The sequence below is a fragment of the Flavobacterium sp. H4147 genome, from assembly GCF_029360735.1.
Lineage (GTDB): Bacteria > Bacteroidota > Bacteroidia > Flavobacteriales > Flavobacteriaceae > Flavobacterium > Flavobacterium endoglycinae.
Genome location: NZ_JARKNB010000001.1, coordinates 1,665,069 through 1,684,774, shown reverse-complemented (window position 1 = coordinate 1,684,774; position 19,706 = coordinate 1,665,069). Strand labels below are relative to the sequence as shown.

Sequence of the window (19,706 nt, the reverse complement as noted above, 5' to 3'; positions counted from 1 at the left end):
TTTAATCTGGTAACAATTTGATAATCTTAACAACACAAAAACATAACAAGTCCATAACATGGACTTTACAGGGCGGTTCTTTCTTTGCACAAAAATAAATTAAACACAACACACTCAATGAAATTCAATTTAAGATTTCTATTTATTGCATTATTTATTTGTACGATTTCGATCGCGCAAAACAAAGGTACGATTTCTGGAGTTCTATCCGACAAAGAAATGAACAATGATCCGTTGCCTTTTGCAAATGTTTTAATTAAAGGAACGAACATTAGCGTAAATACTGACGTTGACGGAAAATATTCGTTAAGCGTAAATCCAGGAAACTACACTGTTATATTTAGTTTTTTAGGATATGAATCTGTAGAAGCTCCAGTTACCGTAAAAGCAAACGAGACTGTAGTTATCAATCAAGCACTTTCTTCTGGAAGTTTCACATTAAAGGATGTAGTAGTTAAATCAACTACGGCTAACAAACAAAAAGAATCAGCATTATTATTAGATCAAAAAAACGCAGTTTCTTTTAAAGCGGCTATTGGCGCAGAGGAAATCTCAAGAAAAGGGGTTAACGACGTAGCGAATGCTGTAGCTAAAGTGAGCGGGGTATCTAAACAAGATGATTCAGGGAATGTTTTCGTAAGAGGTTTAGGAGATCGTTACAATGTAACTACTTTGAACGGACTTCCATTGCCTTCTAACAATCCTGCAAACAAAAACATTCTTTTAGAGATTTTCTCTACAAACATTGTAGACAATATCGGAATTAGTAAAACTTTTGAATCTCAAAACTATGCTGATTTTGGTGGAGCAAATATTGATATTAGTGCAAAAAAATTCAGCGGAAAACCATTCGTTAGTGTTTCGGTTGGATCTGGTGCTAACACAAATGTTTTAGGGCAAGATCATTTTTACCTACAAGACGGACCAACTTACACAGGATTTAAAAAAGTTGGAGTTCCTGATGCTCCGTTACAACCATACAGCTATGCAACAAGCTGGGACAGAAAAGAAAACAAGAATGTATTGAATGCTTTCTATACTATTTCTGGCGGGAAAAAATTCGAAATAAACGACGAGAGTTCAATTGGAACTTTTATTACAGGTTCGTTTAGTGCAAAAAACAAATATACTGAAGGTTACAGCAGAGGAGGAATCACTTCTGATGGAGATATCTTCTCTGATTTCGTTAGAAAAGCTTACAAACATAGCACAACTACAACTGTTATGGGTACAGCTGATTATAAAATCAATAACAAAAACTCAATATTCTTTACTTCATTATTCTTAAATTCAAGTGATCAAGATTATAGTGAATATGAAGGAACAAACCAGAATTTTGATGGTGGTGGAGATGCTACTCAACAAATCACAGGTTTTATCAAACGTGGTACTTTTGAAAGAACTCAATTAATTGTAAACCAATTAACAGGTAAAAACAAATTCAACGATCAGTGGAATTTAAACTGGGGAGTTGGATACAGTATTTCTAACAGTGCAGTTCCAGATCGTATGCAAAACTCTTTTGTATTAGCGCCTAACGCAACTGATTATACTTTCTTTACCAACTCAAACATCAACAATCACAGATTTTTTCAAGACTTAAAAGAAAATGAAATAGCAGCAAATGTTGCTCTTTCTTATAACTTCAAAAAAGGTAGTGATGATACTTATAAAGGAAAAGTAACTGTTGGTTATTCTGGAAAATTCAAAGATGTAAATTACGACATGCAGCAGTTTTCATTCTTCCCGGACAGAACTACAATTTCTTTCCCTAAAGAAGATATCCACCATGTAGATAACTATTTAGATCCTTCACATTGGGGTTCATCTTATTCAAATAGAATCCACCAATTATATAATGGAAATTTAGATATTAACGCTGCTTTTGCAAATGTTCAATATTCTTTAACTGACAGATTAAGTGTAATATTAGGTGCTAGACTTGAGCAATTAACTCAGAATGTTGACTATATCACAACTACAGTTCCTGGTGGTGATAGTTCTAACGATTCGAAATTTAATATTTTACCAAGTTTAATTTCAAAATATACTTTGACTGACAAACAGAATTTAAAATTCTCTGCAAGTAAAACCTATACACTTCCTCAGTTTAAAGAAAAAGTGCCAATTATTTACGAAGATGTTGCACAAGCATACGAAGGAAACCCAAGATTATACGCTTCAACAAATTATAACTTCGATTTAGGATGGGAATATTTCCCGAAAGCTGGCGAATTAATTTCGGTAACTGCATTTGGAAAAATTATTCAAAACCCAATCAACGAAATGTTCTTAAACTCTTCTTCAAATGATATCTCTTATGCAAACACTGGAGATAAAGCAACGGTTGCTGGAGTTGAAGTAGAATTTAGAAAAGACATTTTTGAAATTGAAAAAGATGACAATCTAAAGGCAAAACTTTCTTTTGACGCAAACGGATCTTATTTATACACAAACCAAGATCTAAGCAATGATAAAGTAAACAATGAAAATGATTTTGGAGCTAACTTTACTTTTACAGATAGTAAATTAACAGGAGCTTCTAATTTCCTTGCCAATGCTAACGTATCATTTTTAAATGAATTTAGAGAAGGACGTGATTTCAGTGCAACAGTATCTTATTCTTATTTTTCAGATAAACTAGCTGTAATTGGAACCTCACGAGTTGGAAATATGGTTGATAAAGCAGTAAATAAATTAGATTTTATTGCCAATACAAGTTTGACTAAAAATCTTAAACTTGGTCTTATTTACAATAACATCTTGAACCCAACTTTCAAACGTGTTCAAGAGCAAGGAGAAGTACCAGGAAAAGAAGCAATTGGTGATATCACTGTTACTTCATACAAAGCAGGTTCAGATCTTAGACTTACTTTGAACTATACATTCTAAGAAATAAATTTCTAACAATATGCAATAAAGGTGATTAGCTAATACTAATCACCTTTTTTTATGCAGAATCATCCAATGTAAATTTTATATTAAGTCAAACTTTATTTTGCCTCTTATACTTAATGTATTATTAATCTCGACTTAACTCAGCAAAAACATACGTTCGTTTACTTTGCCTTGAATAAATAAAACAATAAAACACAACAAAAATGAAAAAAAGTATTTTTGCAATGGCTGCAATATTAGGACTTGCTTTAACGAGCTGTAGTTCTGACGATAACAACAAAGACGAAAACAAAAGTAGTTTCGTTTTAAAAGTTGACGATTTAAAAGGTAACATCAATGATGGTGTTGTTACTTTAGACCCAACTCAAACTTACACTTTAACTGGAGGTTTAGTAGTTAAAGGTGGAGCAACTTTAGTTATTCCAGCTGGAACAGTAATCAAAAGTTCTGCTACTGCAGAAGCAACTTCTTTATATATCGCTGTAGAAAGAAATGCAAAAATCAACATCAATGGTACTGCTACTAAACCAGTTGTTATGACATCTGGAAAAGCAAATCCAGCTCAAAGTGACTGGGGCGGATTAATTATCGCTGGTAATGCTAAAGTTAATACTGGGGACAATGGTACTTCTGAAGTAGGTGGTTTAAGCTATGGAGGTAACAACAATGCAGATTCTTCTGGAAACATCAACTTCTTAAAAATTTCTTACACAGGTTCTAAATATACTGCTGAAAAAGAATATAATGGAATTTCTTTCTTCGGAGTAGGTTCTGGAACTGTAGTATCTGATATCTATACTTTCGAAAGTGGTGATGACGGAATCGAATTCTTCGGAGGAGCTGTAAACGCTACTAACTTAACAATCATCAACTCTTATGACGATTCATTAGATTTCGCTGACGGATGGCAAGGTACTGCTACAAACGTTTACATTAAAGGTGTAACTAAAGCTGGTGTTGAAGGTTCTACTAACGCAAAAGATCCAAGTGGAGCTGTTCCAATGACTAACGCTAAAATCGTTAACATCTCTATTGTTAAAGGTGGTGCTACTTTCTTAGCTGACGAAAAAGCAATCAACTACAAAGAAGGTGGTGGAAAACAAGCTTACACAAACTTATATGTTGCTGACGGAATGCCTGCTGCTTTAACTAAATTATCTACAGATGCTGGTGCAACTGCAAATATCGCTGCTGGTAACTTCACTATTACAGACTATACTTTTGGAGCTTCTGTAACTACTTTTGATGGTCCTAAATTATCAGGAAAAACTTCTGGTGCAACTGGTGCTGGTGCTGGTGCTGAGTTACCATCTTGGGCTAACTGGACTAAGTAATTAGAATAAAAAAATAAAATGAAACCGTCTGAATATTCAGGCGGTTTTTTTATGACCAGAACTCTCAGCAAAAATTAGGCTATGTCCTTTATCATAAAGGAAATTATTATATCGATCCCTAATAACTTCGGAAACAAAATGTTAAAAACATCACAAATCATATTGATGTTTTTTTTTGGCGTAATTTTTGTCATTTTTTTTGTATATTTACAATATCCAAATAAACGCGATGGCAAAAAACTACTTTTATATTACATTCATATTGGCTTTTTTCTTTTCTGTAAACGTTGCGGCGCAAGACAGTAAGCAATTACCAAAACCTCAAGACACTGCAGGTATTGAGGGGCTAAGCTTATACCCTAACCCAGTATTAAATGGAAAGGTATATATTTCTTCTAAAAATGATTTGGAAAAAGAAGTCATTGTTTTTGATATTCTAGGAAAAAAAGTACTGCAGGCACATTTAGTTTCTAAGGAACTTAGCGTTTCAGATTTAGTTCCAGGTGTTTACATTATAAAAATTAGTGAACAAAACGCCACCTCAACCCGAAAACTTATCATTCGATAATATAAAAAAAGCTCCTGTTGGGGCTTTTTTAGTTTACAGTCGCAGTAACTAGTTTACAGATTTGGTTTTCGACTGAAAACTGTTACTGAAAATCACGACGAAAACCTAAAAACAATATCTTTGCAAAAAAAGAAAGTTTTGATTACAGCTACCGATATATTTACCATCTCAAGCCACAAACAATTTGAAAAAACAGCATTAAAAGTGTTTCGTCATCAATATGCAAATAATGTGATATATCGTGAGTTTTGTGATTTCTTAAAAACAGATCCGCAACGCGTAAAATCTCTACAGCAGATACCATTTTTACCCATTCAGTTTTTCAAAAGCCATAATGTCGTTTCAAATAATGATCCAGCGCAGGTGACTTTTACCAGCAGTGGTACAACTGGAATGATTACAAGCCGACATTTGGTTACGGATGCTTCACTTTATGAAGAAAGTTATCGAAAAGGTTTCTCTCAGTTTTATGGCAATATAGAAGATTACGTTGTTTTAGCCCTTTTGCCGTCTTATTTAGAGCGAGAAGGATCTTCACTCATTTACATGGTAGAAGACCTTATAAAACTATCCAATCATCCGGAAAGCGGGTTTTATTTACACAATCACGACGACTTGATTAAAAAACTAACCGAATTAGATGAATCTGGTCAAAATGTAATTTTAATTGGTGTTACTTATGCGCTACTGGATTTGATCGAAAAACATCAATTCAACCTTCAAAATACCATTATTATGGAAACTGGAGGAATGAAAGGAAAACGCAAAGAAATGATTCGTGAAGAACTGCACGAAATACTATGCAAAGGTTTTGGAGTTTCTTCAATTCATTCTGAATATGGAATGACGGAACTTCTGGCTCAAGCATATTCTTTAGGTGAAGGCGTTTTTGAATGCCCGTCATGGATGCATATTCTAGTTCGCGATCCCGAAGATGCCTTAACCTATATTCAAGATGGAAAAACCGGCGGAATCAACGTTATTGATTTGGCTAACATTAACTCCTGCTCTTTTATTGCCACTCAAGATTTAGGCAAAAAAAATCCCAACAACTCTTTCGAGGTATTGGGACGTTTTGATAATTCTGATATACGCGGATGCAATTTAATGGTGCTTTAGATTGTTTCATCGAAAAACAATTTTCAAAAAATAACCCAATAAAAAACCCAATATTCAATTGGAACATTGGGTTTAATATATCGTTTTAAAAGTACTAATAGATTAAACGATTTACCGATTAAACTACACGAATCACAAAATAGTTTTTCTTACCACTTTGCAATAACACAAACTGATTGTTGATTAAATCATTTGCCGTTAGTATAAAATCTTCTTTTATTTTTTCTCTGTTTACAGAAATCGAATTCGCTGTTAAAGCACGTCTTGCCTCTCCATTTGATTTAAAGAAACTTGTTTTTTCGTTCAAAACAGTGATAATATCCAATCCGCTTTCTAAATCCGCTTTTGCGATTTCAGCTTGTGGAACTCCATCAAAAACCTCTAAGAAAGTTGCTTCATCTAATTTCTTTAAATCTTCAGCAGTTGAATTTCCAAATAAAATATTCGAAGCCTGAATTGCTTTTTCTAATTCTTCTTTACTGTGAACAAAAATTGTAATTTCTTCTGCTAATTTCTTTTGTAAAACTCTTAAATGAGGCGCTGCTTGATGTTCTGCTATTAACGTGTCAATCGTTTCTTTATCTAAGAAAGTAAAGATTTTAATGTATTTTTCAGCATCGGCATCGGTAGCGTTTACCCAAAATTGGTAAAATTTATAAACCGAAGTTTTATCAGCATCCAACCAAACATTGCCACCTTCAGATTTCCCGAATTTAGATCCGTCTGCTTTCGTAATTAATGGCGTTGTAAGCGCAAAAGCTTTTGCATTTTCGCCACCCATTCTGCGGACTAATTCTGTACCAGTAGTGATATTTCCCCATTGATCAGAACCACCCATTTGCAAAAGGCAGTTGTTATTTTTATATAAATGATAAAAATCGTATCCCTGAATTAGCTGATACGTGAATTCTGTAAAAGACATTCCTTCACCTTCACCGTTAATTCTTTTTTTAACAGAATCCTTTGCCATCATATAATTTACCGTAATACGTTTTCCAACTTCACGGGCAAAATCAATAAACGAGAATTCTTTCATCCAGTCATAGTTGTTTACCATAACCGGAGCATTTGCTTCTTTTGAATTAAAGTCTAAAAAACGAGACAGAACACTTTTAATTCCGGCAACGTTTTTAGCTAAAGTTTCTTCATTCAGCAGGTTTCTTTCATCAGATTTCCCAGACGGATCACCAATCATTCCGGTTGCACCTCCTACCAAAGCAATTGGCTGGTGTCCGAAATTCTTTAAATGAACCAATAAAATAATCTGAACCATGCTTCCGATATGCAGTGAATCTGCCGTTGGATCAAACCCGATATACGCAGTTGTTGCTTCCTTTAACAATTGCTCTTCGGTTCCAGGCATACTATCATGGTACAAACCACGCCACTTTAATTCTTCAACTAGATTCTTCATTTTTAAAATATTTTGCGCAAATATAATCAATGACAATGGCAATGTCAAAAAAACAATTTTCAATGATGTCAAATGGCAATTGGAAAAAAATCAACAAGAAAACTTAGAAACGTTGAACCTTTACAAAAACCTTTACAACTTTGCTTCTCTGTAACTTTGCACCTTTCAACCAAAAACTTATCTTTACAAAATGATATTAGTAACAGGAGGAACTGGTTTAGTTGGCGCACATTTATTGCTTCATTTAATTGAAAATGGAGAAAATGTTCGGGCAATTTACCGCAGCCAAAATACGGTTGAAAAAGCAAAATCGGTTTTTGAATTGTACAAAAAAGCAGAATTATTCGAAAAAGTCGAATGGCTTGAAGCCGATATTTTAGATGTGCCTTCTCTTGAAATTGCTTTTATTGATGTTGATACTGTATATCATTGCGCTGCTTTAATTTCATTTGATCCAAAAGATGAAGAAGCACTTCGAAAAACCAATATCGAAGGAACAGCAAATATGGTAAATTTTGCCATTGCCAAAGAAGTAAAAAAATTCTGCTTTGTGAGTTCCATTGCTGCTCTTGGCGATTTAGCAGCCCATGAAACTTATATTACGGAAGAAACCGACTGGAATCCTGAAAAACCACACAGCGATTACGCGATTTCTAAATATGGTGCCGAAATGGAAGTTTGGCGCGCACATCAAGAAGGTTTAAATGTTATTATTGTAAATCCAGGTGTTATTTTAGGTCCAATTCCGAAAACCAAAAAGAATCCGCAGGGAAGTGCTGAATTATATACTAAAGTGGCCAACGGACTTTCTTTCTACACGCTTGGAAGTACTGGATTTATTTCTATTGATGATGTTGTAAAGACAATGTATCAGTTAATGAAAAGCGACATCAAAAACGAACGTTTCACTTTAATTGCTGAAAACATTGTTTTTAAAGATATATTAGACACAATAGCCGAAGCGTTACAAGTTAAAAAGCCTCATATTCACGCCAAACCATTTTTTATGAATTTCCTGTGGATAGCTGACCTTATTTTTTCTACCCTGTTTTTCCAACGAAGAAGCATTACGAAAGCTACTGCGAAGGCTTCTTATTCAAAAAATTTATATTCAAATGAAAAAATAAAAACCGTTCAAGGAACGGTTTTTCAAGATGTACATCAGTATATTAAAGACGTCGCAAAATTATAATTTTCACTTACTGTTTTGCGCGGTTTTTTGTCATTTGTCTTCTAATAGAATCTATATTAATTCCATTTGCCGGCTTTTTGATAGAATCTTTAGGAGTTTCTTTTGGTTTATTTTTAGCCTCTTTTGCTGCTTTTTTCTCTTCGATCGTTACAATAGAATCTGTATCTCTCTGAAGTTTAGCTAATCTCTTGCCAACTTCATCAAACATATCTTTGTAATTCTCGTAGTCAGCCGCATAATATTTATTGTTTTGGGCAAACTGAAGACTGTCTACTTTGTATTTTTTCAAAATATATTTTGTAGGATCTGTTTCGGTGGAATCTAATAATTCCTGATGCTGGTATTTCATAGCTTCCAAAAGAGACAAATCATACATAATATCAATCATTTTTTCTTTCTCAATAAGCTTTGCAGGTTGTTTTATAACATTTTTTTTACAACTTACAGAAAGAAACAAAACCAATAGTATTACTAAACAATTCTTCATTTTAGTTTTTTATCTGTCAAACAATAAACGTTTTCCGGCGCGAATATCTTTTATCTTAAAGTTATTGTATACCAATTCCCCATTTATAAAAGTATGTGTAATTCTCGATTTAAAAGTAGTTCCTTCAAATGGAGACCAGCCGCATTTGTATAAAATATTATCAGAGTTTACACTCCAAGGCAGACTTGGATTCACAATTACTAAATCAGCATAATACCCTTCTTTGATAAAACCGCGTTTTTCGATTTTGAAAATTTTAGCCGGATTGTGGCACATTTTCTCTACAATTTTCTCCACGCTGATTTTCCCTTGATGATGTGCTTCAAACATCGCCACAACTGCGTGCTGTACAAGCGGACCTCCAGATGGAGCTTTTAGATACAATTGTTGTTTTTCTTCTTTCGTATGAGGCGCATGATCGGTTGCAATAACATCAATACGTCCGTCATTTAAAGCTTCCCAAAGTGCTTTACGGTCTGCAGCTGTTTTTACAGCCGGATTCCATTTAATGAAATTTCCTTTTGTTTTATAATCTTCATCCGTAAACCAAAGATGGTGCACACATACTTCAGCTGTGATTTTTTTATCTTCTAATGGAATTTTATTGGTAAACAATTCCATTTCTTTAGCGGTTGAAAGATGAAAAATATGAAGTCTCGCTCCTGTTTTTTTAGCCAGCGCTACTGCTTTTGAAGATGAAATATAACACGCTTCTGCACTTCTAATTAAATTATGTGCTGTTACTGGAATATCATCTCCATACTTTTCTTTGAATTCGGCTAAATTATTTTGGATTGTAGTTTCGTCTTCACAATGCACCGCAATTAACATTGGTGTACTTGAAAAAATTCTTTCTAAAGTTGCTTCATTGTCTACCAGCATATTTCCGGTTGAAGAACCTAAGAAAATTTTAATTCCAGCTACATTTTTCGGATTGGTTTTTAAAACTTCTTCCAAATTATCATTAGTTGCTCCCATCATAAACGAATAATTCGCAAATGATTTTTGAGAAGCAATTTGATATTTATCTTCTAATATTTCCTGCGTAACCGCATTAGGAACCGTATTAGGCTGTTCAATGAAAGAAGTGATTCCTCCTGCAACTGCCGCTCTCGATTCTGATTCAATATCTCCTTTATGAGTTAATCCAGGCTCTCTAAAATGCACCTGATCATCAATAGCTCCCGGCATTAAATAATTTCCTTCGGCATCGATTACAATACAATCAGATGTTTTTAAACTTATACTGTCTGAAACCTCAACAATTAAGTCGTTTTCTATCAGAACGTCGCCTTCAAAAATAGAACCTTCGTTTACTATTTTGGCGTTTTTTATTAAAATCCTATTCATCTTTACTTTTTATAATGAATTGACTAATTTTTTTAATCGAAGTGTAATTACCCCCAGAATTGCTTCTTTAATAATGGCGTTACTCATTTTTGAAACACCTTTTGTTCGGTCTGTAAAAATGATTGGAACTTCTTTTATTGCAAATTTGGCACAGTAAGTTCTGTATTTCATTTCTATTTGAAACGCATAACCCACAAATTTAATTTTGTTGAGATTGATTTTTTCTAAAACTTCTCTTTTATAACACACAAAACCTGCCGTTGCATCGTGAATTTTCATTCCAGTAATGAATTTTACATATACCGAAGCGAAGTAAGACATTAAAACACGGCTTAACGGCCAGTTTACAACATTTACTCCTTTTACATAACGCGATCCGATAGCCAGATCTGCTCCTCCAAAATGGCAGGCATCATAAAGTTTTTCAAGATCGTTTGGGTTGTGTGAAAAGTCGGCATCCATCTCAAAAATGAAATCGTATTTATGTTCTAATGCCCATTTAAAACCGTGAACATATGCAGTTCCTAATCCTGCTTTTTTGGCTCTTTTCTCCAAAAATAATCTTCCGGCAAATTCTTCTTGCAAGGCAATAACTTTATCTGCAGTGTGATCCGGAGAATTGTCATCGATTATTAAAAGATGAAAAGGTTTATGTTGTGAAAGTACAGCTCTAATGATACTTTCTATGTTTTCTATTTCGTTATAAGTAGGAATTATGACAATACTATCACTCATTTTTTCTCGGTAATTTCACCGCAAAAGTAAACTTTTTATAGCATTCGCTTCATAATAAATACATAATAAAACTATTGATACAAAAAATTACTAATTTTGTGACACTATGATTGAACATCTTCATCCTCGAATAATTGAAAACAAAGACTGGGCGACTGCATTATTTGTCCTGACTTTTGCCGTTGTTGCCATGACAAAATCGGCTTATGAAACTCGATTTTCAGAATTCAGCAAACTTATTTTTTCAGATAAATATGCTAAAATCTATCGTGACAACAGCCACATGAAAAGTAGTTTTACGGTTGGATTGTTTTTTGTTCAGGTCATTTCGTTTGCTTTTTTCATTCAGCTCAGCATGAATATTTTTGGATATGCTGCAAAAACGGACTGGATTTTATTTATCCAGATCGCTACTTTTCTTCTTTATTTTATTTTGGCAAAATATTTAATCGAAAAAATTGTTGCTACTTCATTCAATATTGATGATTTTGTAGAGCTTTTTAACTTACAAAAAGTAACTTATAGAACATATATAGGTGTTTTAATCCTCCCAATCAATGCTATTTTGTTTTATTATGACAATATTCCAACGATTGTACCCCTTGTTATCATTGGTATTTCACTGTGTATCAGCCTGTATTCGTATTTTATTTCAATTAAAACATATCAAAACGCAATTATCGGCAAGTTATTTTATTTTATTTTATATCTTTGCGCTCTTGAAATAGCCCCTTATTATTTTCTCTATTATTGGATTACAAAAGGGAGTGCTTAGAAAATGTTTATAATATGAAAGTGAAAACAATTTTGGTGTCACAGCCTGAACCTAAAGTGGAGAATTCTCCTTACTTTGAGCTCCAACAAAAACACAAAATAAAAATTGATTTCAGACCATTTATTCATGTGGAAGGGGTTAGCGCAAAAGAGATTCGATTACAAAAAATCGATCTTAATCATTACACTGCGATCATTTTAACAAGTCGAAATGCTGTAGATCATTTTTTTAGAGTGGCTGATGAAATGCGTTACAAAGTTCCTGAAGGATTGAAATATTTCTGTCAATCTGAAGCAGTAGCTTTTTACCTTCAAAAGTATGTTGTGTACAGAAAACGTAAAATTTACGTTGGAGCAAAAGATTTTGCAGACTTATCTCCTCTTATCAAAAAGTACAAAGACGAGAAATTTTTGTTACCTGCATCTGACCAGCTAAATGCCGATGCTCCTATTACACTAAACAGCCTTAAAGTAGATTGGGCACAAGCTATTTTTTACAGAACTGTAATGAGTGACTTATCTGATCTTGCAGATGTTTATTACGATGTTTTAGCATTTTTTAGTCCAACCGGAATTAAATCATTGTTTAAAAACTTTCCTGATTTTCAACAAAACAATACCAGAATAGCTGTTTTTGGAAGTACAACTCAAAAAGAGGCTTTAGATCACGGTTTAAGAATTGACATTCTTGCTCCAACACCTGAAACTCCTTCTATGACAATGGCTTTAGAAAAATATATTGCTGAGGCAAACAAAGGAAAATAAGTTCCTTAAAAATAAAGAATTTTTAAAATTCCAAATTCCAATTTAATCACTTGGAATTTGGAATTTTCTTTTTGCGGGAATTTCAAATCAAATTCCAAATCTTAATTCCAAATTCCAACCTAAACAACTCTGCGTACTCAAGGTTGAAACCTTGGGCTATGTTTTTTAAATACACAAATCTTAAATTCCAAATCCCAATTAATCGCAACGTGATTGGAATTTGGATTTTTAATATTGGTATTTCCTCTTTTTTGGAATTTGGAATTTAAAAAATTGGAATTTTCTTTTCTACAGCATTTTAATTACATTTGATTTCTATTCTAAACCCAAATCACAAAAATAGTTTCAAATTATAAGTTATGAAAATCAACTCCCTTTTAATTGAAATTGACGGTATCGACAAAGAGATTCTCCGTTATCTTATGGACGACGCCCGAAAACCTATACTTCAAATCGCTAACAAAATTGGGATTTCTGGAGCAGCAATTCATCAGCGATTAAAAAAACTGGAACAATCTGGCGTAATTTCAGGATCTAAATTTACCGTAAACCCAAAAGTGTTAGGATATAATACAATGGCATTTATTGGTGTTTACTTAGACAAAGCTTCTCGAAACTCTGAAGCTGTAAAAGAATTACGAAAAATTCCTGAAGTTTTAGAATGTCATTATACCACGGGAAACTGGTCGGTTTTGATTAAAATTATCTGCCGCGACAACGAACACTTAATGCAGCTTTTAAATACTAAAATTCAGGCGATTGAAGGAGTTTCCAGAACGGAAACTTTTATTTCACTGGATCAACAGATTGATAGACAGATACAGCTTTAGAATTAGAAAATGTGCCAATTTGATAATTAGATAATTCCTAAAAAACAAAAAACCCGACAGGTTTTAAAACCTGTCGGGTTTGCTACTAATTATCTAATTGACTAATTATCTCAATTAACTAATTAATTCCTCCTGCTTCCAGAATAAATAGATATATAGTACAGCAGCGTTGCGATTGAACCTAAAGCCGCTACTACATACGTTCTTGCAGCCCATTTTAAGGCATCTTTTGCTCCTGCTTGTTCTTCTGCTGTAAGCATGTGTTTGTTTTCAAGCCAAGCTAACGCTCTGTTACTTGCATCGTATTCTACGGGCAAAGTAACAATTGAAAATAATGTTGTTACCGCAAAAATGATAATTCCCACTAATAATAACTGTGGAAATGTTCGTATCATTAAAATTCCGGCTAACAAAATCCACTGCATAAAGTTTGAAGCCACACTAACAATCGGAACTAATTTAGAACGCATAGTAAGCCATTCATAACCAATGGCATGTTGCACAGCGTGCCCGCATTCGTGCGCCGCCACAGCCGCAGCCGCAGCATTTCGATGATTATAAACTGCCTCGCTTAAGTTTACTGTTTTATCTGCCGGATTGTAATGATCTGTTAACTGACCCGGCGTTGAGATAACACGAACATCAGTGATTCCGTTATCAGCAAGCATTTTTTCTGCGATTTCTCGGCCGCTCATTCCATTTCGTAATTGCAGCCTTGAATATAATTCGAATTTACTTTTAAGTTTTGAACTCACCATCCAGCTAAATAACATAATAGCTCCGGCAAGAATTAAATATCCACTTCCCATTTTATTAACTTTTTTTGATTGATTTTAAATTTACAAAAGAAACAGCAAATTATAAACCATTTTAACAAAATGTCATTTTGGCATTTTTTCGGACATTTTAGTCCAAAAGATTATTCTTTAAAAGCAATGTTATTAGTTCTGCTACGTTTTTGGTCTTGTATTTTTGGAGAATATTACGTCGGTGTGTTTGTACGGTTAAGAAACTCAAGAAAAGTTCATCGGCAATTTCTTGTGTCTGTTTTCCTTTTGAAAGCAGTATTGCAATGTCTTTTTCCCTTCTGCTTAAACTCGGAACTACATCCAAATCTTCAGATAAAGGCTGGCTTACAATTGTTTTAACTTCATCGCTAAATACAATTTCACCATCAATAGCTTTGTAAATACAATCTTTGAATTCGTCAAAAGAAGCATTTTTAAGAATATAACCGTTTCCGCCGTTTCGGATAAACTGCATTACTAAACTTCTTTCAGACTGGCTGCTCATACCGATAATTACAATTTCAGGAAACTTCTGTTTAATGGATTTACATAAATCAATTCCTGTAATAACCGGCAGAAAAATATCTACTAGAATCACATCTACTTTATTATTTTCAATATAATCCAAAAGCGTTACGCCCGAATGCATTTTCTGTACAATTTCAACATCATCCAGATCCGAAAGCAATCCTGTAATTCCTGATATTACAATTGGATGATCGTCCACCACGACCATTTTATATTTTTTACTCATTTTCCTGTTTTTCGTTTAATACATTCAATTCAATATAAATTGAAGTTCCTTCGTTTATTTTACTATCAATTTCGAGTTTTCCGTTTAGGAATTCCACGCGATTTATAATGTTTTTTAATCCCATTCCTTTTTTCTTTTTAGAATCCGAAACATCAAATCCTAGTCCGTTATCTTCAACAGTTATAAAAAACACATCTTTATTCTGCGAACAGGAAACCAAAACCTGAGAGGCATTGGCATATTTCAAAGCATTATTCAAAAGTTCCTGAATAATTCTGTAAATCATAATTTCGTCAGTTTTAGACAATTTTGATTTTTTAATCAGATATTGAAATTCGATTTTGGTAACTGCATTTGAATTTGCAGCACATAAATCTCTCAAAGCATGCTCCAGACTCAGTTCTAATAATGTTTCAGGCATTAAATTCTGAGATATATTTCGAAGTTCTTTAATTGAATTATCCAATAAATTCCCTACTCCTGGCAACGCCTCTCCTTTTTCTTTCTGCGCCAGATTTAAATGAATTTTCAAACTCGAAAGCATACTTCCTAAACCATCGTGTAAATCTCTGGCAATACGCTTTCGTTCTACTTCTTCGCCTTGAATCAATGCTTTTGAAACAGATAATTTATGTCGGTTTTCAAAGGCTTTTAATTCCTGCTTTAAATTGATTTCTTTCTGGGCACTTAATTTCTTTTGGTTTTTATTGAAAATCCACAGAAACAAAACGGTAAGAAATAAAAGAAAAGACAAAACGGCAAAAAGAATTGAGTTCAAGTGATTGTTATACACCATTAAAGCTGCTTTTTCGTTTTCTGACTGCAGCAGTGTAATTTTCTTTTCGCTTTCGGCTTTTTTGTATTTGGCCTCAAGTTCTACAATTTCAGTTTTAAACTTGGTATTGTTTAAACTGTCATTGATCACATTATATTTGTTAGAATAGTAATAGGCTTTATCGTATTCTTTTGTAGCGTTATAAAGTTTAGCCATTTCATTGTAGTAATCTTTTTTTTCCACAATAAAAGGCGTGTTGGCTAATAAATAATCAATATTATTTTTGGCTTTCTCGTAATTCTTTAATTTAAAAAGTACTTCATATTCAGCAAACTTTAATCGGTTTAAGGCAATTGTATTGTGATGTTTTTCTGCTGCCTTAATTCCTTTTTCGTAACTTTTTAATGCTTCGGTACATTTATTTTGTTTGGCAAAATAAAGTCCTTCCGAATAATAATACGAATCGTTAAGATTGGATTCTGGGAAATCTTTTAAAGTCGAAAAAGCTTTATCGAGAACTTTTTTGGCATCATAAAAATGCTTCAGCTCGACTAAGTTTTCGGCATTTATAATATAGGTTTCCATTTTCGATTCGGCCAAAGTAGGCGTTTTTCTCAATGCCCTTTCGATGTATTTTTGAGCTTCACTTAAATATTCATTGGCTTTTTCGCGTTCGCTGGTATTCATAAAAATAATAGCAACCGCTTTGTAAAGACCGCTTATAAGTTCGTAATCCCTGCTTTTTTTGGCTATTGGGATAGCTTCATTAATCAGCAGTTTCATATATGCCTTTTCGTTGTTTTTTCGCTGCTGCATAATACCATAATTCTGAAGTATTACGGCACGAAGTCTAAAAGCTTCGGTATTAAAATATTTTTTAAGCTTTTCGTTTGCTCTTAAAAGTTCTTTTTCAAAACCATCAACATCGCCTTTTTCTAAAAAGCTGGTAGAATTGTAATAAATGGAAGCATCTTGTAAAAAAGGGAATTTATTTTTGAGTGCATTCGCTTGTTTTAAATATTGTTTTGATTTTTCGGCATCCTGAACCATCAAATACAATTTCGATAATCTAAAACTATAAAGACTTTTCAAGCTGTCGGACTTTGTATTTTTAGTCACCTTTGCGATACTATCAATATAAACAGAGTCATCATCGAGAGAAAGAATAACCTGTGAATATGAAAAGGCGGATAAAAATAAAAAGAGGATTACAAAGTAGTTTTTCTTCATAGAATGAGATTTCTCCAAATTTATTAAATTAAAAACCGTACAAAAAAGGATTTTTACTTTTTTACCTGATTACAGGTAATATAAAATGCATTTTATCAGGTATTGCCCTCTCTCTAATAAGCGCTTAATTTTGTTTAAACAAATTTATTAATTATAAAAATGTTTATTATGAAATCAGTTTTAAAAACACTTGCTATTGTATTAACACTTGCTTTTACAGCAGTTTCTTGCAGCAGCGATAACGATAAAGATGACAATTCAGCAGGAGCTTCAAGAGATGTAAAATACGAAATTACAGGAAATTACACCGGAAGTCTTTCTGCAACCTACATTGAAAAAGGTGGAAATGCTTTAAATGAGGACGTTAACTCTCTTCCATGGACTAAAGAATTTACAGCTGAACCTAAATCTATGGGAGCTTCAGTAAGTGCTAGCGGAAACGGAGGAGTTACAGGACAAACAATTACTGTAAAAATGATAGTTGGCGGTAAAGTAGTAAACGAGTTAACTGCCACAGCAGATAACAGTGGAATTATTGTAGCAGCGCTTACTGCTCACGTATTTCCTCAATAAATTTTAAAGGTTAGAATTTAATTTTTTGTTTTTGGTAAGAGTAAAGCTTCGTAATTTTTTTTACGAAGCTTCTTTTTTTTATCCTTCTAACTGATTGTTTACTTCTTCAAACTTTTCAATCAGGCTGTTTATTTTATCCTGCTGCTTTTTAATTTGTTTTGGACGAATGAAGAACCAGTTGAACAACATCCACAATAGTGTAATTCCGTAGGTTAAACCTGCTCCTAAAACACTCATTCGGCTGGCGTATTCATACATGTACAAACAAATGCCTGCGGTTAACATTACAAAGTAGAAACTCATCATTTTGGTTTGCAAAAATTGTTGTTTCTTTTTAATAACAATTAGCTTTTGCAGATATTCTTGATTGGTTTGCGTTGCATCAATATTTTTATAACTGCTTAGTAATTTGTTATACACAAACAGATAAATCACCATGGCAAGAATTACTAGAACAATTCCAATTTTAGTCGAAATAAATTGCGGCTGATAATATATCCAAATAAATATTATAAAAGCACTTGTCAAGCCAAGCAGAATATTGCTAATCCATAAACTGCGCAAAGCTGCTTTTTTAAACTTACTCACTCTAATTAGCAAATCCTGCATATCGGGTTGATTTATGGTTTGTTTTTTCCATAAATCTTTAAAATTTATAGTGTTATCGTTGTCCATTTTCTTTAAATTTTTGAGTCAGTTTTTCTTTTATTCTGTGAATTTTCACTCTAACATTGGCTTCTGAAAGTCCGACGATTTTAGCAATTTCATTTTGTTTGATATCTTCTAATTCTAATGAAATAATGATACGATCGGTTTCTGGAAGCTCAGCAATACATTTATACAAAAACTGAATTTGTGGTTCTAATGAATACTGTTTTTCTTCTGAAAGATGAATTGGCAGTTCTGATTTTGGGAAACGCTTTTGTTTTTCAATCTGCCTTAAGCAATTATTAGAAGCAATTCTAAAAATCCAAGTTCCAATTGCTGATTCGTTTCTGAAGGTTTCGAGTTTCTGCCAGACAATTATAAAAGTTTCCTGAGCCAGATCCTGCGCTGCATCGTAATCGTTGACAAATCCCATGCAAAGCCTGAAAATTCGATCCCAATACGTTTTGTAGATTTGTTCAAATTCCATTTTTACGATTTTAAAAAAGCACTTAATTGCTGTAAATACCAAGCTGTATCATCGTACATAATAAAATGCAGCCCATTTGTGGCGTATTGAAAATTAGCCGTTTTTAAATTTTTATACTGATCTTCGATAGTTGGTTTTAAATTTATAAAATAAGATTCTAATAGAATTAAAGCTGGACATTTTATCTGTGCGATTCTGTTTCTTAAATCGACATTATAGAAATCACAAAACATTTGTCCAAAAGTCGTTCTGTCTGATTTCATACTCCAGTCTACCACCATATCCAATTTGGTTTGATTTTGCAAAAGTCTTGGCATGGTTTGTTTCTGCATATCGTAAAATTGATCATTGGTCATTCCTGTGATTTGACTTACCGAAGCCGAACAATCGTTATTTTCTTTTGATTTAAAAGCAGGGTCAGTCATGGCAGCCAGACAAGGAAGCGCATCTACGACTACAATTTTACCAATTAAATCGGGATAATCAGATGCAAGAGCAAGTGCCAGTCCGCCGCCCATACTGTGACCAATTACAATGGGTTTGTCAATTTTATTTTCTTTAATATAATTGGCAATTCCGGTTTTCCAGTTTTCAAATGAGGCATTTGGCTGAGGCTGTCTTCCGGCAAAACCAGCCATTGTAAGTGTATAACAAGTAAATTGATTTTCGAATGTGGCTCTGGTTTCATTCCAAACGTCACCAGAAGAGGCGAAACCCGGAATAAATATAATAGATTGATCTCCGCTTCCGGTTTTTAAAACTTCAAACGGAAATTGTTTGGTTTGTCCGAAAACATTTAAACATAATGCTGAAAATAAAAATGCGATAATTAAGATGATATACTTTTTCATTTTTAATAGTTTTTAAGTTGTTAATTAAATCGGATCCATGCTTTTGATACGACAACTATTAAAATGTTACAGATTTTTTTAAAATTTCAATAAAAAAATTCCAAATCCCAATGTTTACTTGGGAAATTCCAGTA

General features: G+C 33.3%; 19 protein-coding genes. 9 read left to right on the top strand and 10 right to left on the bottom strand.

Annotated elements, in window-relative coordinates:
* Window positions 1–117 precede the first annotated feature (117 nt).
* From P2W75_RS07390 to P2W75_RS07375, 4 genes are all read left to right on the top strand, one after another.
* Entirely contained in the window at window positions 118–2,892 is a 2,775-nt protein-coding gene (locus P2W75_RS07390; RefSeq protein WP_276379842.1) for a TonB-dependent receptor, read from the top strand.
* 209 nt (window positions 2,893–3,101) lie between these two features.
* Window positions 3,102–4,232, top strand: a complete 1,131-nt coding sequence (locus P2W75_RS07385) for a hypothetical protein (RefSeq protein ID WP_276379841.1) — start codon at window positions 3,102–3,104, stop codon at window positions 4,230–4,232.
* Window positions 4,233–4,461: 229 nt separating this feature from the next.
* Window positions 4,462–4,800, top strand: coding sequence for a T9SS type A sorting domain-containing protein (locus tag P2W75_RS07380; protein ID WP_207294525.1), 339 nt, complete (start codon window positions 4,462–4,464; stop codon window positions 4,798–4,800).
* A gap of 138 nt (window positions 4,801–4,938) precedes the next feature.
* Window positions 4,939–5,919: an acyl transferase gene (locus tag P2W75_RS07375; protein WP_276379913.1), complete on the top strand. Its 981-nt coding sequence runs from the start codon at window positions 4,939–4,941 to the stop codon at window positions 5,917–5,919.
* Window positions 5,920–6,037: 118 nt separating this feature from the next.
* Here P2W75_RS07375 and tyrS read toward each other — a convergent pair whose 3' ends face one another.
* Window positions 6,038–7,333 (bottom strand): tyrosine--tRNA ligase, encoded by a 1,296-nt coding sequence (gene tyrS / locus P2W75_RS07370; protein WP_276379840.1) that lies wholly within the window; start codon window positions 7,331–7,333, stop codon window positions 6,038–6,040.
* 190 nt (window positions 7,334–7,523) lie between these two features.
* On the opposite strand from tyrS, the gene P2W75_RS07365 reads away from it, so the two are divergent.
* A complete protein-coding gene (locus tag P2W75_RS07365; RefSeq protein WP_276379839.1) occupies window positions 7,524–8,525 on the top strand; it encodes an NAD-dependent epimerase/dehydratase family protein in 1,002 nt (333 codons plus the stop codon).
* A gap of 7 nt (window positions 8,526–8,532) precedes the next feature.
* On the opposite strand, the gene P2W75_RS07360 is transcribed toward P2W75_RS07365, so the two are convergent.
* The 3 genes from P2W75_RS07360 to P2W75_RS07350 are packed head-to-tail and all read right to left on the bottom strand — an operon-like array spanning window position 8,533 to window position 11,097.
* The gene (locus P2W75_RS07360) at window positions 8,533–9,012 is read right to left on the bottom strand and encodes a DUF4296 domain-containing protein (protein WP_276379838.1); all 480 of its coding nucleotides are present in this window, start codon (window positions 9,010–9,012) and stop codon (window positions 8,533–8,535) included.
* A gap of 9 nt (window positions 9,013–9,021) precedes the next feature.
* Window positions 9,022–10,362, bottom strand: a complete 1,341-nt coding sequence (locus P2W75_RS07355) for a dihydroorotase (RefSeq protein ID WP_207294521.1) — start codon at window positions 10,360–10,362, stop codon at window positions 9,022–9,024.
* Between the two features lie 9 nt (window positions 10,363–10,371).
* Entirely contained in the window at window positions 10,372–11,097 is a 726-nt protein-coding gene (locus P2W75_RS07350; protein ID WP_207294520.1) for a polyprenol monophosphomannose synthase, read from the bottom strand.
* A 106-nt stretch (window positions 11,098–11,203) separates the two neighbouring features.
* Between P2W75_RS07350 and P2W75_RS07345 the strand changes: the two genes are divergently transcribed.
* From P2W75_RS07345 to P2W75_RS07335, 3 genes are all read left to right on the top strand, one after another.
* Complete coding sequence (locus tag P2W75_RS07345) at window positions 11,204–11,872, top strand: DUF4271 domain-containing protein (RefSeq protein WP_207294519.1); 669 nt, start codon at window positions 11,204–11,206, stop codon at window positions 11,870–11,872.
* A gap of 14 nt (window positions 11,873–11,886) precedes the next feature.
* Window positions 11,887–12,636, top strand: coding sequence for a uroporphyrinogen-III synthase (locus P2W75_RS07340; protein WP_071635369.1), 750 nt, complete (start codon window positions 11,887–11,889; stop codon window positions 12,634–12,636).
* 359 nt (window positions 12,637–12,995) lie between these two features.
* Entirely contained in the window at window positions 12,996–13,466 is a 471-nt protein-coding gene (locus P2W75_RS07335) for an Lrp/AsnC family transcriptional regulator (RefSeq protein WP_012022648.1), read from the top strand.
* A gap of 122 nt (window positions 13,467–13,588) precedes the next feature.
* Here the strand turns inward: P2W75_RS07335 and P2W75_RS07330 are convergent, their stop codons facing one another.
* From P2W75_RS07330 to P2W75_RS07320, 3 genes are all read right to left on the bottom strand, one after another.
* Window positions 13,589–14,275 carry a zinc metallopeptidase gene (locus P2W75_RS07330; protein WP_207294518.1) on the bottom strand — a complete coding sequence of 229 codons (687 nt, stop codon included), beginning with the start codon at window positions 14,273–14,275 and terminating at the stop codon, window positions 13,589–13,591.
* Window positions 14,276–14,372: 97 nt separating this feature from the next.
* A complete protein-coding gene (locus P2W75_RS07325; protein WP_207294517.1) occupies window positions 14,373–15,008 on the bottom strand; it encodes a response regulator transcription factor in 636 nt (211 codons plus the stop codon).
* A complete protein-coding gene (locus P2W75_RS07320) occupies window positions 15,001–17,013 on the bottom strand; it encodes an ATP-binding protein (protein WP_276379837.1) in 2,013 nt (670 codons plus the stop codon). The genes P2W75_RS07325 and P2W75_RS07320 overlap by 8 nt, the downstream gene beginning before the upstream one ends.
* 168 nt (window positions 17,014–17,181) lie before the next feature.
* Between P2W75_RS07320 and P2W75_RS07315 the strand changes: the two genes are divergently transcribed.
* Window positions 17,182–17,586, top strand: a complete 405-nt coding sequence (locus P2W75_RS07315) for an MmpS family transport accessory protein (RefSeq protein WP_207294515.1) — start codon at window positions 17,182–17,184, stop codon at window positions 17,584–17,586.
* A 78-nt stretch (window positions 17,587–17,664) separates the two neighbouring features.
* Here P2W75_RS07315 and P2W75_RS07310 read toward each other — a convergent pair whose 3' ends face one another.
* The 3 genes from P2W75_RS07310 to P2W75_RS07300 are packed head-to-tail and all read right to left on the bottom strand — an operon-like array spanning window position 17,665 to window position 19,572.
* Complete coding sequence (locus P2W75_RS07310) at window positions 17,665–18,261, bottom strand: hypothetical protein (protein ID WP_276379836.1); 597 nt, start codon at window positions 18,259–18,261, stop codon at window positions 17,665–17,667.
* A complete protein-coding gene (locus tag P2W75_RS07305; RefSeq protein ID WP_207294513.1) occupies window positions 18,248–18,721 on the bottom strand; it encodes an RNA polymerase sigma factor in 474 nt (157 codons plus the stop codon). The genes P2W75_RS07310 and P2W75_RS07305 overlap by 14 nt, the downstream gene beginning before the upstream one ends.
* A 2-nt stretch (window positions 18,722–18,723) precedes the next feature.
* On the bottom strand, window positions 18,724–19,572 hold the full coding sequence (locus P2W75_RS07300; protein WP_276379835.1) for an alpha/beta fold hydrolase: 849 nt from the start codon (window positions 19,570–19,572) through the stop codon (window positions 18,724–18,726).
* Window positions 19,573–19,706 lie beyond the last annotated feature (134 nt).

Coding starts and splice junctions, on each gene's coding strand:
- P2W75_RS07315 (WP_207294515.1), top strand. CDS start 17,182: ATGAAATCAGTTTTAAAAACACTTGCTATTGTATTAACACTTGCTTTT.
- P2W75_RS07330 (WP_207294518.1), bottom strand. CDS start 14,275: ATGGGAAGTGGATATTTAATTCTTGCCGGAGCTATTATGTTATTTAGC.
- P2W75_RS07355 (WP_207294521.1), bottom strand. CDS start 10,362: ATGAATAGGATTTTAATAAAAAACGCCAAAATAGTAAACGAAGGTTCT.
- P2W75_RS07385 (WP_276379841.1), top strand. CDS start 3,102: ATGAAAAAAAGTATTTTTGCAATGGCTGCAATATTAGGACTTGCTTTA.
- P2W75_RS07380 (WP_207294525.1), top strand. CDS start 4,462: ATGGCAAAAAACTACTTTTATATTACATTCATATTGGCTTTTTTCTTT.
- P2W75_RS07320 (WP_276379837.1), bottom strand. CDS start 17,013: ATGAAGAAAAACTACTTTGTAATCCTCTTTTTATTTTTATCCGCCTTT.
- P2W75_RS07345 (WP_207294519.1), top strand. CDS start 11,204: ATGATTGAACATCTTCATCCTCGAATAATTGAAAACAAAGACTGGGCG.
- P2W75_RS07305 (WP_207294513.1), bottom strand. CDS start 18,721: ATGGAATTTGAACAAATCTACAAAACGTATTGGGATCGAATTTTCAGG.
- tyrS (WP_276379840.1), bottom strand. CDS start 7,333: ATGAAGAATCTAGTTGAAGAATTAAAGTGGCGTGGTTTGTACCATGAT.
- P2W75_RS07340 (WP_071635369.1), top strand. CDS start 11,887: ATGAAAGTGAAAACAATTTTGGTGTCACAGCCTGAACCTAAAGTGGAG.
- P2W75_RS07350 (WP_207294520.1), bottom strand. CDS start 11,097: ATGAGTGATAGTATTGTCATAATTCCTACTTATAACGAAATAGAAAAC.
- P2W75_RS07325 (WP_207294517.1), bottom strand. CDS start 15,008: ATGAGTAAAAAATATAAAATGGTCGTGGTGGACGATCATCCAATTGTA.
- P2W75_RS07360 (WP_276379838.1), bottom strand. CDS start 9,012: ATGAAGAATTGTTTAGTAATACTATTGGTTTTGTTTCTTTCTGTAAGT.
- P2W75_RS07390 (WP_276379842.1), top strand. CDS start 118: ATGAAATTCAATTTAAGATTTCTATTTATTGCATTATTTATTTGTACG.
- P2W75_RS07335 (WP_012022648.1), top strand. CDS start 12,996: ATGAAAATCAACTCCCTTTTAATTGAAATTGACGGTATCGACAAAGAG.
- P2W75_RS07310 (WP_276379836.1), bottom strand. CDS start 18,261: ATGGACAACGATAACACTATAAATTTTAAAGATTTATGGAAAAAACAA.
- P2W75_RS07365 (WP_276379839.1), top strand. CDS start 7,524: ATGATATTAGTAACAGGAGGAACTGGTTTAGTTGGCGCACATTTATTG.
- P2W75_RS07300 (WP_276379835.1), bottom strand. CDS start 19,572: ATGAAAAAGTATATCATCTTAATTATCGCATTTTTATTTTCAGCATTA.